Source organism: Amphritea atlantica, assembly GCA_024397875.1.
Lineage (GTDB): Bacteria > Pseudomonadota > Gammaproteobacteria > Pseudomonadales > Balneatricaceae > Amphritea > Amphritea atlantica_B.
Map to the genome: position 1 here is coordinate 692,606 of CP073344.1, position 17,057 is coordinate 709,662.

The 17,057-nt window shown below is 49.5% G+C and carries 13 protein-coding genes; 9 read left to right on the forward strand and 4 right to left on the reverse strand.

From position 1 onward, the window contains the following. Positions 1 to 168 precede the first annotated feature (168 nt). The 3 genes from sbcD (at position 169) to KDX31_03155 (ending at position 6,987) form a co-directional block, all read left to right on the forward strand. Entirely contained in the window at positions 169 to 1,440 is a 1,272-nt protein-coding gene (gene sbcD / locus KDX31_03145; GenBank protein ID UTW04029.1) for an exonuclease subunit SbcD, read from the forward strand. Continuing rightward, the gene (locus KDX31_03150; GenBank protein UTW04030.1) at positions 1,437 to 5,111 is read left to right on the forward strand and encodes a hypothetical protein; all 3,675 of its coding nucleotides are present in this window, start codon (positions 1,437 to 1,439) and stop codon (positions 5,109 to 5,111) included. The genes sbcD and KDX31_03150 overlap by 4 nt, the downstream gene beginning before the upstream one ends. Positions 5,112 to 5,925: 814 nt before the next feature. Next, positions 5,926 to 6,987: a porin gene (locus tag KDX31_03155; protein ID UTW04031.1), complete on the forward strand. Its 1,062-nt coding sequence runs from the start codon at positions 5,926 to 5,928 to the stop codon at positions 6,985 to 6,987. Between the two features lie 115 nt (positions 6,988 to 7,102). On the opposite strand, the gene KDX31_03160 is transcribed toward KDX31_03155, so the two are convergent. Next, entirely contained in the window at positions 7,103 to 8,011 is a 909-nt protein-coding gene (locus KDX31_03160; protein UTW04032.1) for a LysR family transcriptional regulator, read from the reverse strand. Between the two features lie 232 nt (positions 8,012 to 8,243). Here KDX31_03160 and KDX31_03165 point away from each other — a divergent pair, with 232 nt between their 5' ends. The 3 genes from KDX31_03165 to KDX31_03175 are packed head-to-tail and all read left to right on the forward strand — an operon-like array spanning position 8,244 to position 11,255. Further along, the gene (locus KDX31_03165; protein ID UTW04033.1) at positions 8,244 to 9,458 is read left to right on the forward strand and encodes an MFS transporter; all 1,215 of its coding nucleotides are present in this window, start codon (positions 8,244 to 8,246) and stop codon (positions 9,456 to 9,458) included. A 23-nt stretch (positions 9,459 to 9,481) separates the two neighbouring features. Further along, positions 9,482 to 10,468 carry a fumarylacetoacetate hydrolase family protein gene (locus tag KDX31_03170; protein ID UTW04034.1) on the forward strand — a complete coding sequence of 329 codons (987 nt, stop codon included), beginning with the start codon at positions 9,482 to 9,484 and terminating at the stop codon, positions 10,466 to 10,468. Continuing rightward, a complete protein-coding gene (locus KDX31_03175; protein UTW04035.1) occupies positions 10,461 to 11,255 on the forward strand; it encodes a cyclase family protein in 795 nt (264 codons plus the stop codon). Before KDX31_03170 ends, KDX31_03175 begins: the two co-directional genes overlap by 8 nt. Positions 11,256 to 11,547: 292 nt before the next feature. On the opposite strand, the gene KDX31_03180 is transcribed toward KDX31_03175, so the two are convergent. Next, positions 11,548 to 11,760: a hypothetical protein gene (locus KDX31_03180; protein ID UTW04036.1), complete on the reverse strand. Its 213-nt coding sequence runs from the start codon at positions 11,758 to 11,760 to the stop codon at positions 11,548 to 11,550. Positions 11,761 to 12,380: 620 nt separating this feature from the next. On the opposite strand from KDX31_03180, the gene KDX31_03185 reads away from it, so the two are divergent. Next, positions 12,381 to 13,721, forward strand: coding sequence for a DUF945 family protein (locus KDX31_03185; protein UTW04037.1), 1,341 nt, complete (start codon positions 12,381 to 12,383; stop codon positions 13,719 to 13,721). 206 nt (positions 13,722 to 13,927) lie between these two features. On the opposite strand, the gene KDX31_03190 is transcribed toward KDX31_03185, so the two are convergent. Continuing rightward, positions 13,928 to 14,863, reverse strand: coding sequence for a LysR family transcriptional regulator (locus KDX31_03190; GenBank protein UTW04038.1), 936 nt, complete (start codon positions 14,861 to 14,863; stop codon positions 13,928 to 13,930). 123 nt (positions 14,864 to 14,986) lie between these two features. Between KDX31_03190 and KDX31_03195 the strand changes: the two genes are divergently transcribed. Continuing rightward, positions 14,987 to 15,127: a hypothetical protein gene (locus KDX31_03195; GenBank protein UTW04039.1), complete on the forward strand. Its 141-nt coding sequence runs from the start codon at positions 14,987 to 14,989 to the stop codon at positions 15,125 to 15,127. Continuing rightward, complete coding sequence (locus KDX31_03200; GenBank protein UTW05286.1) at positions 15,127 to 16,038, forward strand: DMT family transporter; 912 nt, start codon at positions 15,127 to 15,129, stop codon at positions 16,036 to 16,038. Before KDX31_03195 ends, KDX31_03200 begins: the two co-directional genes overlap by 1 nt. A 172-nt stretch (positions 16,039 to 16,210) precedes the next feature. Here KDX31_03200 and KDX31_03205 read toward each other — a convergent pair whose 3' ends face one another. Next, a complete protein-coding gene (locus tag KDX31_03205) occupies positions 16,211 to 17,041 on the reverse strand; it encodes a hypothetical protein (GenBank protein UTW04040.1) in 831 nt (276 codons plus the stop codon). Between the last annotated feature and the right edge of the window lie 16 nt (positions 17,042 to 17,057).

Below are 17,057 nucleotides of genomic sequence, written 5' to 3' on the forward strand. Positions count from 1 at the left end.
AAACTATGACCTGTGTTCTGAGAATGGCTAGATGAGCTATCAATGTTCCTGTTAGACGGACAGAAAACCTCGCGGAGGTTGATTGATTTTACTAAAAAACCGATCTGGTGAGCGTGGCCAGTGTGATAGTCTATGCCTCTATTTTTTTGATGGTTAAGGATGATCTGCATGAAGCTCCTGCATACCTCTGACTGGCATTTGGGCCAGAGTTTTTTTACTCAAACCCGTAAGGCTGAACATCAGGCCTTTCTCGACTGGTTGCTGGAACAGATCACGGCCCATGATATCGATGCGGTGATCGTTGCCGGTGATATATTCGATACCGGTACACCGCCGAGTTATGCACGGGAGATGTACAATCGCTTTATCGTCGCCATCAGCCGATTGAATTGTACGCTGGTGGCTTTGGGGGGTAACCATGATTCAGTATCGACCCTCAATGAATCGAAACAGCTGGTGGCCTGTCTGAATACCCATGTGGTTGCCAGTGTCGTCACGCCTGAGATTACAAACGACGCTACAGACAGCGCTGAGCAGCAATCTGAACAGATTATTGAACTGAATAACCACCAGGGAGAAACGGGGGCTATTCTCTGTGCGATCCCTTTTATCCGCCCCCGGGATGTGATTCGAAGTAACGCGGGTGAGTCCGGTCTGGAGAAACGTCAGGCGTTAGGTGAGGCGATAAAGCAGCATTATCATCAGTTGTATCAGGCCGCGCTGACGCTCAGAGCGGAAAAACAGCTGGATGTTCCTATTATAGCCACTGGTCATCTGACCGCGCTGGGGGTGAGTCAGTCGGACTCGGTGCGTGATATCTATATAGGCACTCTGGATGGCTTTGCCGCGGATGGTTTTCCTCCGGCGGACTATATCGCTCTGGGACATATCCACAGGCCGCAGATCGTCGCTAAGTCAGAGCATATTCGTTATAGCGGATCACCCATCCCGCTGAGTTTTGATGAACTTAAAACCGCGAAACAAGTGGTGCTAGTTGAATTTAATGGCAGTAAACGGGTTTCTGTTGAGCCTCTTGATGTACCTGTTTTTCAGCCGATGGGTGTCATAAAAGGGGATCTCAGCACCATCGAGGCCCGTTTGAAAGCGTTTGAAACGGTGTCCTCTGATCAGCCTGTCTGGTTGTGTATAGAGGTTGAAACGCAGGATTACTTGTCAGACCTGCCGCAACGGGTTCAGGCGCTGACTGACGATCTGCCGGTTGAAGTGCTGCAGCTTAGGCGCTCACGCAATACTGCCGGACAGACGCTGCAGCAGATTGAACGTGAAACCCTGGCGGAGTTAACCCCTGAAGATGTGTTTGCCAAGCGACTGGAGTTGGAAAACTTTGACAGTGAAACGGAGCAGTTGCGACTCGGCCGGATAACAGAGCAGTTTCGACAGATTCTGTCAGAGGTTCAGAATCCGGAGCAGAACATATGAAGATCTTAACGCTCCAGTTTAAGAATCTGAACTCCCTCAGGGGAGAGTGGAAGATCGACTTCACCCAGTCCCCGTTTGTGGATAACGGGCTGTTTGCCATTACCGGCCCGACCGGGGCGGGTAAAACCACTCTGCTTGATGCGATCTGTCTGGCGCTCTATCACCAGACCCCCCGTTTAGGTCAGATCACCGCGTCCACCAATGAGATTATGACCCGGGGCACGGCAGAGTGTTCGGCAGAAGTACAGTTTGAGGTGAAAGGTAAAGCGTACCGTGCTCACTGGAGCATGCGCCGTTCACGGGGCAAGGCCGATGGTAACCTGCAACAGGCGGATGTGGAGCTGGCAGAAGTGGTCAGCGGCACTGTGCTGGCGACTCAGGTAAAGCAGAAAAATGACACCATTGAACAGATCACCGGTCTGGATTTCTCCCGCTTTACCAAATCGATGCTGCTCTCCCAGGGGGAGTTTGCTGCCTTTCTCAATGCCAGGGAAGCCGAGCGGGCGGAACTGCTCGAAGAGCTGACAGGCACCGAGATCTACGGACAGATCTCCGAGCGGGTGCATCTGCACTTTTCTGAGGCTAAGCAAAAGCTGGCCGAGCTGAACTCGCAGGCGAAAGGGGTGCAGCTGCTCAGCGCAGAGGATACCCAGCGATTGCAGGACGAGTTAACCCAGCTGCAGCAACGGCAGGCAGAGCAAAAAGTGAAACTGTCGGCTGCCAATGCCCAGCTTAACTGGTGGCAGCAGCATGACAGGGCGTTACAGGACAGAGCGGCTAACACAGAGCGCCTGCATTCAGTCAAAGAACAGCGCACGCATGCGCAACCGCAACTGTTACGGTTGCAACAGAGCGAGCCCGCTGAGCAACTTCGCACGTCTTACACCCTGATGCAGGATGACCGGAAACAGCTGGATAGCAGTCAGCTGGCATACAACGAAAAACAGCTGTCCGAGCAGGTTCTTAAAGAGCAGATGAAGGGCGCAGAGAAAACCTTCCTGCAGCAACAGGATCGATTGGCTGAGGTCCGGCAGGCCCACGACCTGCAGGAGCGACTGATCAACGAACAGGTGGTCCCGCTGGATCAGACGATCAGTTCTGAACAGGCTAAGCTCAACGAAAAAGATAACGGGATTAAAGAGGCTGTTACGAAGAGGGACACCTGCCAACAGCAGCTGACTTCGCTCAACGAGCAGATCAAAAACCAGACTCAGGCACTCGGGACGGTTGATCAGTATCTGCTGCAACACCGGGCCGACGGATCGTTAAAACAGTATCTGGGTCAGTGGCAGGTGCTGGCTGGGCAGATCCTGTCGGAAGAGGGCGCTTTAAACCGGTTGATCGAAAAAGAAACCGGACTGCAGCAACAGTTTACGCAGCAACAGAACTCACATACCGCAGACGAGAAACAGTATCAGACTGCGGTGACGGAGACGGGCAAACTGGAGCAGGTGTGGCAGCAGGCCAACAGCACCTCTGTCGCGGCCAGTGAACATGGGGATATTGATGCGTTAGAGCAGCAGCGGGAGCGGTTAAATACTGATTACACCCGCTTGCTTGAGTTGCAGCCACTCAGTCTTCGCTGGCAGCAGCTCGAAGTAGAACGGCAGGAAAAACAGGCAAGCGAAAAGCGCGAACAGGCCCGTCAGGCGACGTTAAAACAGTCTCGTGAACAGCTTCTGGAGCGATATACAAAACAGAAACAGTTGGTAAGCGCTTTGAGCAAACTAGTTACTCAGGATGAACAGTTGGCTCAGTTCCGCATAGACCTGAAATCGGGTGATGCCTGTCCGTTATGTGGTGCACTGGAACACCCAAAACTTGACGGTCAAGTAACTGATCTGTCTCTGGCAGTTAAAGACCGAGATGAAGCAACACAAGAGCTGACTGCTATAACAGAGCAGGGGCAGGATACCGCTACGGCACTGGCTTCTGTTGAACGTCATCTGCAGGAGTTAGCTCAACGGTTAAACGTGATTAAGACTGAACAGTCTGGTTTGGAACAGCAGTGGCAGCAAACCGCTACACCTCTTAAGCTCGGTTTTCCGATTAGTGATACTCAACGTCTGCAGCAGTACGAAGCCGCTGAGCAGGAAAAACGGCAACAATCTATAACTGCGATTCAGCAGCTTAAAACGTTGAATAAACAGAGAGACGACGCCAGACAGCAATGGGATAACGCCCAGCGCAATGCTGAACAACTTAAAAACAGGCTGGCGTTAAATGAACAGGCGATAGCGAATCTGTCTAAAACTCTGCTGGAAGCGCAACAGGAAAAAGCCAAAAGATCAGACCAGCTTATCTCTCAGCGTGAGTCGTTTGCGGCGCAGTTAACCGAACAGGGCTACCGCTCACCAGAGCCCGAAAAGTTGCAACAGTGGCTGGCGGCCAAGCGGCTGGATGCACAGCAATGGGACGCGTTTAGCGGCAAGAAAGAACAACTCAGCAGCCACCTGAATCGCCTCGGCATCGAGCAGCATCACTGCCAGAAACAGCGGGACGATCATGAAAAACAGCTGGTCCAGCTGCAGCAGGAACAACAACAACTGAGCCTGTCACTGCAACGACTGAAACTGCAGCGTAGTGAGATGTTTGGCGAACGGGTTGTTAGCGAAGCACGCAGAGAGAGTCAGATTCAACTGCAGTCTGCCGAGACCGACTACAAGGCAGCGCAGGAGAGCAGCCACCGGTTATCCAGTGCGCATAAAGCCCTGCTTGCAGAGCTGAACAGCCAGCAGCAAGCACTTAACGCGTTAGACACCCGACTGGAAGAACGCAGGACCCGTTGGTTAACCGCATTGTCCGAAAGCCCGTTCAACAGTGAAGCGGCATTCCAGCAGGCACTGCTGTCAGAGCCTGAACGGAAGGCGCTTCTGGAGCAGAAACAGCAGCTGGATAGCGAGCTTGAACGTGCCACGGCGCTGCTGGATAACGCCGAACAGGCGTTGAAAAACGTACTGGAAAATCCACTGGCGAAGGACTATCAGAAAAAAACCAAAGCGGATATCGACGCGCAGATCAGTGAACTGAATAGCACTGTTGAGCAGCAGACGAAGCGGGAGGGGGAGATCAGTAACGAACTGACCTCAGACCAGACCCGCCGCAAAGATCAGCAGGCGCTGTTCGATGAGATCAGTGTGTACACCGGGCATTATGATGACATTCAATACCTGCACTCACTGATTGGCTCACAAAAAGGCGATAAATTCCGTAAATTCGCTCAGGGGCTGACGCTGGATAATCTGGTGCACCTGGCCAACCAGCAGCTGGAGCGGCTGCATGGCCGTTACCTGCTGAAGCGCAAACAGGATGCCGGGTTAGAACTGAGTGTGCTGGACACCTGGCAGGGGGATATCGAACGGGATACCAAAACCCTCTCCGGCGGCGAAAGTTTTCTGGTGAGTCTGGCGCTGGCACTGGCGCTCTCCGATCTGGTGAGCCATAAAACCAGCATCGATTCCTTGTTCCTGGATGAAGGCTTCGGCACCCTGGACAGCGAAACCCTGGATATCGCCCTCGACGCACTGGACAACCTCAACGCTTCCGGCAAGATGATCGGCGTGATCAGTCATATCGAAGCGATGAAGGAACGCATTCCGGCGCAACTCAGGGTGATTAAAAAGAGCGGCCTGGGGATTAGTGAACTGGGGAGTGAGTATCGGGTGGGGTAAAGCGAAGCCTGGCTAGTCCGATCGCTACGCGAGTCCGATCATTTCATTTGTCCGAACGCAGCCTTCGGCCGCTTGTCCGCTTTGGCAGTTTTTCTGTGGGAGCGAGGCAGGCATGCCCTCTGGGTACTCCGTAGCGATGAAGTCGAAGTTCATTGGAATTTACACTGCCCTGAAGATGATTCACCACAGTACCCAAAGGGCATGCTAAGAGCACTGAGGAGTTAAGAGCGGTAAAGGGCGACCACTTTAGCTGGGAAGTGAATATTGGGTGGGGACTGTAGGAGCTGCTTTAGCATGCCCTTTGGGTACCAGCAGCGACTTGATCACGATATACGACTGTTGACCGTTCTATATTGCATAATTCTATGCCGGCTGTTCCGCCTTGCTGAGCGCTTCTTGGAGAAAAGAGGCGGCCAAAAAAACAGCCTCAGACAGTTCTCGCTCAACCCATTTCTAAGCTGCAATGCTCGGCTGCACAGAGGAGGTGCCAAGTTCTGGTTTTGAGTTCTCCGAACGAAGCCTTAGGCTGTTTGTCCCCGTTTAGGTGGAAAACGACAGCTTATGCTTTAGTCAATTAATATCATTAAAAAGTTGTTTTCTTTCACTCTCATATCTGAAAAAGTTGATACTTGATATCGTGATATTCGATTTTTCGGTTAGTTCCCCATCACTTAGTATTTTTAGCCTGAGTGTTTCAAAAAATAATAATATCGGAGCTAAGCGAATGATAATAAAAATAAATGATAGCCAGTTTTTGGGTTGCTTAAAATATTTAAAAACCGGAGAGATTGGAGGGAGGGTATATCCGCTTATATTGGGTGCTGCCTTCGGTGTTAGTCACACCGCTTATGCAGAGGATAGTTATAATATCGATTACTTTGGCAACCTTGATATTGGCGTACACTCTCATCAACTGAGCGGTCAGGATTCTAAGTTTGAAGTGGACGGTGGAATGCTGTCAACATCTTATGCCGGAGTACGCGCGAATGCACCGCTGAGTGAATCGTTAACCTTGAATGCTGAAATCGCCAGTTTTTTCCGACTTGATGATGGAGACATAACCCGTGGCCTTGATGGTGAAGGAGCGTTTAGTCGCGCTGCATGGGCCGGGATTAAAGGTGGGTTTGGTTCTATACGTCTGGGCCGGATCAGCACCCTGAACTTTATTAATACCATTCGTTTTAACCCGTTTGGCGCGTCGCCTAAATTTAGTCCTAGTTTTATGCATAACTATGTAGGCAGTCCCGCCCAGCCGATGTCTACTGGCATGGGCGGCAGCGATAGCGGCTGGGATAACACCATTAATTATACTACCCCTAAACTGGCCGGTGCTGTTTTATCTTTGTCATATGCGCCGGATGAAGACAGTACCCGGGGAGAAAGGATGGGGGGAAGTATCACTGTCGGCGGATACCCTTTTGCTGCGGTTCTGTCGGTAGAGAAGATTACTGATGCATCGATAACGTATCCAATGGCGTTGACTACACTGGCTACAGCGTTTCCGGTGTTTACAGCACAGCAATACAGTACCCGACAACTGGGTACATCCTATGATTTCAAAACGTTTAAACTCTTTGGTCAGCTGAGCCGTTCTAAAGTGGAAGGTATGCGTGCGGGTGGTGCGCAAAACTATGAGATTAAGATGGCGCAGTTTGGCATATCTGTCCCTGCGGGACCGGGAGTCGCCAAAGCCTCTTTTGCCAACAGCACGATGGACAGAAGCTGGGGGGCGGATCTTAAAAGGGACACTCTGACAGTGGGGTATGATTACACCCTTTCGGATAATGCAATCTGGTATACACGTTATATGCACGATAAGGTCTCAGATCTGTCCGTTGGCAACAGTTATGCCATGGGTGTGAACTATTCTTTCTGATTGATCAGTGTTCAGCTGGATAATTTTGTAGGTGAGGGCGGTTTGTTATCCCTAGGAATTTAAGAGCCCGGGTTTCTTTACCGTCTTTTTCGAGGAGGTTTGGCCTCCTCATTTTTTATTTAGCATCCATCAGCAGAGCTACGCTCTGCATTCTCAACCACTGATGCGCCGGATCACTGTCGAGTATTTTGTTCCACTGGATATACTCTTTCAGATTGGGGATTTTTCCGGGTACATCAAGAATTTTAAGTGGCATGGTATCAGCGTATATCCGGGCCAACCGATAATGCATAATCGCTACCCGGTTGGTGCCATTCAATAGATGTGGCAGTGTATTAAAGTTACTGGTAGAGACTTCAATCAGCCTGGCATTGCCGAATTTTCGGGCGTAGTCCTCTTCAAAACTGGGTGCTCTGTTTTCGCCCAGGTTAATTACGATGTGACCCAGACTGAGATAGAGGTCATAGCTCATTTCATTCCCGACCCAGGGATTATTCTCCCACACCACGCAGACATAATGATCCTCGAACAGTAGCTGCTTCGGGTGATTAGCGGTCATATAAACATCAGGCTGGATTAAAAAATCTATATCGCCCCTGGAAAGTAACTCTTCATACTGGTTGTTGTTTGGAATTATATCGAATGTCATATTCGGGGCCAGAGGCTGAATATGGTTAAAAAAGGGGGCCAGAAAGACGCTGGTTACGTAGTCAGATGCCATCACTCTGAAATGTCGTGTGGATGTCTCAGGGTTAAATTCCTTGTTACTGACGATATTTGTCTGGATATCAAGCAATACACGCTTTAACGGCTCCTCAAGTGAGATCGCTAGCGGTGTAGCGATCATTTTCCTGCCGGTTTTGACCAGCAACTCATCATCAAAATATTCCCTCAGGCGAGCCAGTAAGCCGCTGGCGGCAGATTGACTGACATTAAGCTTATCTGCAGCCCTGGTAACATTCTTTTCCGTTAACATAGCGTCCAGAGCAACCAACAAATTAAGGTCCAAATGGTGAAAACGCATAGTGTGTCCTTCTTTATAATTATCTAAAAAAGTTGATGATAGATATCGTAAAATATGATTTTTTTTATATATTAAGTTTATCTATTATTTTCTTCTGATACAGCAAATAACAAAAATAAAGAGGAAATTTAACTATGAAACCTATCTGCTATCGGTCGCGCAATACGTACCGCACTCCGACTATATTGGATTCTCTTTCTAACAGATCAATCCTTAAAAAAGGAGGTGAGGTATGAAATCCTCATCTGAATTCATGCAAAACTGGCGATTATTACTGGCCACCTTTATTGGCATTTCCGTAGGGGTGAGCTCAATCTATTTTTATTCCATCGGCCTGTTTATGAAACCGATTGCCGCTGAGTTTGGCTGGACACGAGCAGACTCATCCCTGGGGGCTCTGGTGGGGACTTCCTGCGCTGCTTTGATGGTGATACCCACCGGCTGGCTGGTGGACAGGTTTGGTAGTGCCCGGGTTGCGTTTGTCTGTTTAGCTTGTCTGGCGGCGTCATTTTTTGCTCTTGGTCTGTTTACCGTTGATCTCACCAGTTATCTGATCATTATTTCAGTGATGTCTATGCTGACCGCGGGCTCAACCCCTCTGCCTTTTACGCGTCTGGTGATTGTGGCCTTTGAAAAAAACCGGGGTAAAGCGTTGGGGCTTATTCTGACGGGTACGGGGACTGGGGCGATACTGCTGCCGAAACTGTTGGCTCCTTACATTGCGGAACATGGATGGAGAAGCGGTTATTTTGCGCTGGGAACTGTTGTACTGATCTCTATTCCAGTGATCTGGTTACTGCTGAGAGGCGCCAAAGATACTGAAATCAGCACCGAGAAAGAACAGTATTCTGCTGTGACCTTGTTCAACACTCCCCGTTTCTATCACCTGTGTATTATCTTTTTCTTAACGGCGGTGGCGGTACTGGGCACCGTAGCGCATTTCTTCTCTATGCTCACAGATAGTGGGCTGACACCTCCGCAGGCGGGGGCTGTAGCTTCATTAATCGGTGTGTCGGTAATAGTGGGACGTCTGATCACCGGTGCGTTGCTTGACCGTTTCTCTGCCGCCTATATCACCGCTGGTGTGTTTCTGGTTGCCAGCGCTGGACTGTTAACGCTGGGCCTCGGCGGGGCTGAGTATGCCAAGCTGGGGGCTATTATCACGGGTCTGGCTATTGGCTCTGAAGTTGACTTGATCTCTTTCCTTGTAGGGCGTCTTTTCGTCCGCAAAGTGTATGGGATTGCCTATGGTGCAGTGTATGCCGTCTTCCTGGTTGGCGGAGCGATCGGACCTTATATTGCCGGACGCCTGTTTGATATGACGGGAGACTACAGCAGTTGGCTGTATACCGCTTCCGCTTCTCTGCTTATCGCAAGTGTTTTGTCACTGTTTATCCCTGTCGAACAAACTGCTCAGTCGCAGTTGACGGCTAAAGCAGTCGTCTGAATCCCCGGCTAACAGGATCTATTATGAAATTTGCAACCCTAAAGAATGACCAGCGTGACGGGCAGTTGGTGCTGGTTTCCAGAGACCTCAGCCAGGCTCTGGATATCCAGCATATAGTGCCCGGTTTACAACGGCTGTTGGAGAACTGGGACGTCTATACTCCGGCACTTAAGCCGCTCTATGAACAACTCAATGAGCGCACGGTTGGCAGTGCTTTCCCGTTTGACAGTGCTGCGGCGATGGCTCCTTTGCCGAGGTCTTATCAGTGGCTGGATGGCTCAGCGTTTCTTAATCATGGGAATCTGATTCAACAAGCTTTTAATTTACCCCCTCAGGATGACGAGAGGATTCCGCTGATCTATCAGGGAGCGTCTGATACCTTTATCGGTGCCAATGATCCGATTCGGCTACCGAGTGAAAATCATAATATCGATTTTGAAGGCGAATTTGCTGTTTTCCTCGATGATGTCCCTATGGGGTGTCCGGTGGACCAGACGCTGGAACATGTCAGGCTGATCTCCATTGTGAATGATGTCAGTTTGCGTAGTTTTATTCAGCGAGAGATACGCAGCGGGTTTGGTTTTATTCAGGCAAAGCCCTCATCCAGTTTCGCTCCGGTAGCGGTGACATCCGATGAGCTTGATGGATACTGGCGGGATGGGCGGGTCTGTCTGTCTCTGTCAGTGACCTGGAATGGACAGTGGTTTGGTCATCCTAACGGGGCAGAAATGGATTTCAGTTTTGCCGAACTGATTGCGCATGCGGCATACACCCGAAACCTGGGGGCGGGAACGATTGTTGGTTCAGGAACCGTGTCCAATAAAGATTCCCGAAGAGGCTCATCCTGCATCGCTGAAAGGCGGGCACTGGAGATGATTGAGTCCGGCAGTATGACAACTTCATTTATGCAGTTCGGTGATCAGATTCGTATGGAAGTTTTCAATGCTGGTAATGAGACGGTTTTTGGTGCCATTGATCAGCGTGTTTCTCAGGGAGGTGTCTATGAGTAATCTAATTACACCCAGTCGACGGATTGTGGATCTGTCAGTCAGCCTGAATAACAATCCCTATACCGATCCACCTCCGTTGCTACCGAAAATCGATTATAAAGATCATCAGCAGGGTTTACCCAGTTTACTTGGGATGTTTCCCGGATTAACCGCAGCGGATCTGCCGGGCAAGGAGGGCTGGGCCGCTGAAGATTTGGTGTTGACCACTCATAGTGGAACCCATATGGATGCGCCCTGGCACTATGCTTCCACCACCGATGGTGGGAAGCCTTCCTGGGGCATCGATGAGCTGCCTCTGGAATGGTGTTTACAACCGGGGGTGAAACTGGATTTTCGCCATCTTCCTGATGGCTATGTGGTAACGGCTCAGGACATTCAGGATGAGCTGGAGCGGATCAGTTATCGTCTTCAGCCTCTGGATATTGTTCTGGTTAATACCCGGGCCGGAATGCTCTATGGGCAGCCTGAATATTTGGATGCTGGGGTTGGCATGGGACGGGAAGCAACCCTGTTTTTACTGGAACAGGGGGTGCGGGTTGTTGGTACTGATGCCTGGAGCTGGGATGCCCCTTTCAGTTTTACCGCGAAGCGGTTTAGCGAAGAAAAAAATCCAGCTATCGTCTGGGAAGGTCATAAAGCGGGACGGGATATTGCGTATGGACAGATGGAAAAACTCTCCAATCTGGAATCTCTGCCTGCATACGGCTTTATCGTGTCCTGCTTTCCATACAAGATAGAGAAAGCCTCAGCTGGATTCGTCAGAGCCGTGGCAATTTTTGACCACTGAGCCTAAAGGATTGAGGATCGAAGCCCGATCGCTACGCGAGTCCGATCATTTCATTTGTCCGAACGCAGCCTTCGGCTGCATCTCCAAAATATTCTGGTGGACTTTGGTTAACGCGAGTTGTTCGATCACCTCTGTAATCGTTACCTTCAGCGCGATAGCGCTTTGAGTAGAGTGCTGGTAAAAGATGAACCTGGCTGTATTCGGGTCTGGAGGGGCCGGAAATAAGTATAACGGCCAGCCGGTTTGATCGGCTGTCGGTTCAGAGGAGTTCGTTATAGGCCCCGAAAAATATTCACTGTATCTGTGGCCGGCCGCTTTGCCTCAGCATCTTCTGGATAGCTTGCTTGCGGACTACGTCGAGATAGTGCTGATAATCATTGAAGCCCTGCTCATGGGCTGCCATGTTCAGCGACTGCTGTCTGGATAGCGCCCGTAGCGATTTTAGCTGCATCGCCCGTTGCTGGAGCTTGGTTATGACGAGTACTTGCGGATGGACTGGCTGCATTGCGTATCGCTCCTTTATTAGATCGACAGACTTTCCAGTGTATAACGGATTTTAAGAGTTGCCAGTTTGATTGGAGTTTGTGGATGCTTTATTGATCCCGATCAGTTTATTGTGTTCGGGTCATATGGCCGCGGGCTTGCGCGTCCCGCAATGAAAAACTTCGATTGTCTTACCCGAAAGTGCGGCGATGAATCGCCAGCTGTGTTTCGGCTTAGCTGAGATAAAAGCGACTCCCTGTACTCAGGAATCGCCCCATTTACATACATGATCGGTTTATTGTCAATCGGGTTTCTTTTTGTCGCATTTTACCCGTAAAATAGCCCTACGCTGGGGCATTATCATTGAATGATGTGCACAGACGCTATACAGGGAGCCATATGAAAAGGACTTTTTCAAAGTGATTTCAACTCAGTCAGTTAGCCAGTTTTTTACTCAGATGCACTCTCAGTGTATTCCTGTGCACGGACCATCTGTTTCAGAGTAAAGCGGTGGCGAGTAGTTAAGCTGCTCCAAGCGAGATAATTTTTACCGATTTCATGTAACAGTGCCTGTCTCAATACTGCGTGTTTATATGGATATTTACTAAAGCTTATTCCTAAAAATTTTAACCAGGATGAAAAATGAAGAAACGTATTATTGTTGGTCTGGTTGCCGTTGCAGCGATAGCCGGTGGGCTGCCTTATGTAACAGGGTATGTTGCCGAGTCACAAGCTAAGCGGTCAGTCGCTGATCTGAATTCACAATCACGCTACGGAAAAATGGACATTGTGACGTATGAGCGTGGCTACTCTACAACCTATGCTGAATATAAATGGGTTACCAATCCTGAGCTGGAAAAAGACCTCGCCATTGGTGAAATAGTACTTAGCTGTGGCGGTGTGCACAAAATGCTCAGTTTCGACTATTCATGCAATCTGAAAAATATGGGGCTTCAGGATAAGCAGATCCGGGCAGCCTTTAAAGGTAAAGAGCCCGTCACTATTGCAGGTAATATTAGTCTGACGGGGACCACAACCTCTCAGATGAACATTAATCCGTTCGAGATAATCACTGAGCAGGGAGCCAGAATAACATCTGATGGTGGCAGCATGAATTCTACGGCTAATGCTTCATTGTCAGATATACAACTCATTGGACAGTTCTCACCCATTACCGTTCTGGATACTGCCGGGGTAGACGTTCGCATCAGCGAGTCAACCCTGACGCTGGATGGCTCGATGTACGAAAAGAAATATTTTCTGGGTGATAGCGCGCTTAACGTAAATAACATAACGGTTGTATCCCCAAAGCTGGGCGACCCCCTTTCTGTTAAAGGTGTCTCCTTCGTTTCTAATGGCGATATTAAAAATGGTATGTACAGCGGCAAAGGTAGCTTTAATGTAACTGAATTTACGCTTCCCGCGGCCTTGAATAACCGAACAAACAGGGATGTTTCGCTGAAAAATGTGAGCATCGGGACCAGCTTTGCGGACACACCCTTTATGCCGATAGCGAAGCTGACTGAGTACTCTAAAACGCTGGCAGAACAAATGTCCGAATCTGGCTCTGTTGATCCGGGTATGGTTGGGATGGATGAACAGTTTCTCAGAGAGCAAGTGTTAGCACTATTGAAAAAAGACCTGGCGATAAACCTCTGGGTGCACTCAGACGTGAATGATGGTGCACTGAAATCTCACGTTAACACTGTGTTAACCAAAGATATCACTGAGGAATTTATCTCTGAACTGCAGACCGGTGGCGCGTTAGCCGCGTTGAAACTTTTGCAGCAGGTTGATCTGGATATCTTAGTCGCCATTCCTAATAGCGTGACTGAGCTTTCTCCGGAAGTCGCGATGATGGCCGCGATGAGCAACAAATTTGTTGCGGATGATTCTGGATTAACGGCAAAATTGATTCTTCAGGACGGTGCCATTACCCTCAATGGTGAGCCCACTTCGATTGAAGCGCTGATGCGTAACTAAGACGATTAGCCATTGTTAGCCCAGAGGTGTTGCAGACCCTGAGAGGGTTGTTATCGCTGCTATTTATCCGGCAAAGCGATGTCTGAAAGGCATAAAAAGGCCGCTCACCAGAGCGGCCTTTTCTGTTTTTAAGCTTCTGCTTAAAAGTTCTGTTTTAACTTGTTGCTCTATCCTGACCGGGCCGAAAACCGGACTGTTCAGAATCGCTATTTGTTTCGTTTCTCAGGGTGAAGGTCGCCAAATACGGTGACCATATAATCGACAAAAGCCCGAATCTGGTTTGGGATGAAGCGGGATTGTGCATATTGTAGAATCACCTGGCCCTGATAGTTTCCTGAGATATGCCAGTCGGGTAAGACCTGTATTAATGCGCCTGATTGTATCTCCTGTTGCGCGGCAAAGTCTGGAAAAATGGTGATGCCCATATTGCGAAGTGCTGCGTCTTTTCGAATTTCGCTGTGATTGGAAGCAAACCTCTGATGGATTTTGATGGTGATTTTCTGCTGAGCTTTGCTGAGCGTCCAGTGATCGTCAGCGGCTTCTTCGCCTAATGTAATGCACTGATGATGAATTAACTCATGCGGGTGGGTGGGTATTCCCGCACCTTCCAGATAGGCAGGGCTGGCGCACATGACTAATGCTGAATGGGTTAATGTTTTCGCTATGAGTCCTTCTAATGGCTGGTGAATCAGTCGAAAAATCACATCGACGTCTTCACTGACTGGATGAATAAACCGGTCTGTTGCGTTCAGATTTACCCTGATTCCGGGATACAGCTGACAAAAATCGAATACCAGCGGGGACAAAATCTGCTTTGCGAAGGCTTTTGGTGCCGCGATCGACAGGGTGCCCGTGGTGACATCCTGCGTGCTTTGTGCGGCCTGAATGGCCGCTTTGGCCGATTCCAGCATGTGTTTACATTGTTGATAGACCTCTTCTCCTGCGACGCTCAGGCGAACTTGTCGGGTGGTTCGTTCGAGCAGTTTTATGTTCAGACTTTGTTCCAGTCTGTTGACTGAGCGGCTGACGGAAGAGGTCGCCATTGCCAGTTTTTTCGCTGCTTTAGTAAAGTTTTGTTCCTCTGCTACAGCAACAAAAACAGCCATTTCTGTGAGTAGAGGAATCAGTTCATTGTTGTTCACATCGCAATTATCCTTTGCTTTTTAGATCTATTGTTCCAGAAATATAAGTGGCTATCATTCCTGGTGTCAACGTAATGCGCCGTTATTTGCATTTTATCGGGCCATATTTTTAAGGAAAACATCATGCAGAACGCCTCAGCTTTTCGCGCTATAGCCACCATCACCGCGTATGTTTACCTGGGTGTAACCGGTGGAATGAACTCAGAAACAGGCGGTGTCCGGGATGTCGTGGTTATCGCTTTCACTGAAAAGGCTGGCGAATGATGACTTTACCTTGCCGATCATCTGCCTGGTGCAGAGGAAAGCTGCGCTTGCCGCTCACCGAGATGCTGTTGTTATTGGTAGCCATTTTCTGGGGTTCCAGCTATGGGGTCACTAAAAGTGCACTGCTGTTTTCCAGTGTCTTTATGTTTATGGCAATCCGCGTTCTGCTGACCTTTGCTCTGTTGATTGTTCCTCTGGTGAGGGATTTTCGTGCTAACCGCAACGCTGACTGGCACGTTGCCATTCCGTCAGGGGGTATTCTGTTTGCCATCTTTTGTTGTGAGATCGTCGGTATCTCTGAAACGACGGCGACCAATGCTGCTTTCTTAATTAGTTTGTCGGTTATTCTCACCGCGTTTATGGAGGTCGTGGTTAATCGAAAGCCGCTGGACAGCTACTATCTGCTGCTCTCTGTTTTCAGTGTGACGGGGGTTTATCTACTCACATATAGTGGTCAGCTAACCCTGACCCTGAATCACGGGGACTGGTTGATTCTGGCAGCGGCGTTGCTGCGAGCCCTGATGGTGACCATGACGAAACAGCTGACGCTCGGTAAACAGATTACGACCCTGAGTCTGACGGCGATTCAGTCAATGATTGTCGGCCTGGGGGCATTTGTACTGCTGATTATGCAGACAGAGTTTAACCTGTCAGATATACCTGCAGACCTCTCTTTCTGGTGGATGACTCTTTATCTGGTGGCATGCTGTACACTGTTTGCTTTCTTTGTACAAAACTATGCTGTGCGTAAAATTTCGCCAACGAAAGTGTCATTGCTGATGGGAAGTGAGCCGGTATTTGGGGCATTGTTCGCGTATCTGTGGCTTGATGAAGCGATGACTCTCCTGCAATTCACCGGGGCTGTAGCGATATTGTGTAGTGTTTACCTGGCTTCTGTACGCTCTGCCTGAGCGCTTGTCTGCGTTAACCTTAACCAAGATCAAACTGATGCGCTGGATCTTGGTTACTGACAGGCCTGGATAAGCGGTTACTTTGGTATGAACGGCAAGCGAGGGAGGAGGGTTCGTCCGTCGGCGACTGCGTGGCTCTGTTTGGTGGCGTGGCACAGATAAGCGGTGGCTATCAGAAAAAGCCCTCTAGCGGATCGCCGCCCTCATATTGTTCAAACCGCATCAAAGCCCCCATGAACAGATTATGCAGATCAACCTGAGAGCCGATATCAAGCTTTCGGTAGCTGTTGCGCAAGTGAACCCGCACGGTTCCCGGTGAGATAAACAACTTGTCGGCAATGGAAGCCGGGGAATATCCCTGTAATACCATACGGATAACGGCACACTCCCGTTCCGTCAGTTTTGATGAGCCGAAATTGGCCAGTGCCTGATCTAACTGACGATTGAGGGGTTTCGACAGCTGGTCGCCCCAGTGTTGCTGACATAACATATCGATGAGGGGCGTCAGTGTTTCAAGCAGTTGCCGTTCTGAACGGCTTAAGCGGGCCGTACTACCTACGCCGTGCCCAATACTCAGATGCAGAAACTGTCCCCCTGGGAAGATAATCAGGTATCCACACTCATCTTCGAGTCCGATCTTAACCAGATACTGCTTGTAAAACTCGCTCTGACGAAACCCGTCGGGGACCAGCTCACCGTAGGTGAAAAACTGGCTTTGTTTCAGCTCGACACTCGCGCGGTAAAACGGGTCCAGCAAGTAGGCTCCCGCAAGATACATATCAATTGACTGATTACCTATTTTCTCGGTCTTTTCCGACACCAGAAATTCCGGCTTATCCTCGAATAGAATCAGTGTCATCTCATCGGCAGGAACCAATTGCTTGATAACCTCGATCAGTAACTGAGGAAAATCATCACTACCGATCTGTGGAACGAGCTGGGTCAGACTGTTGGACAACCGGGCGATCATCGTCAAGGCTGTCGGGTGTATTGTTCTGCTCATCAGTACCTCACTTGTC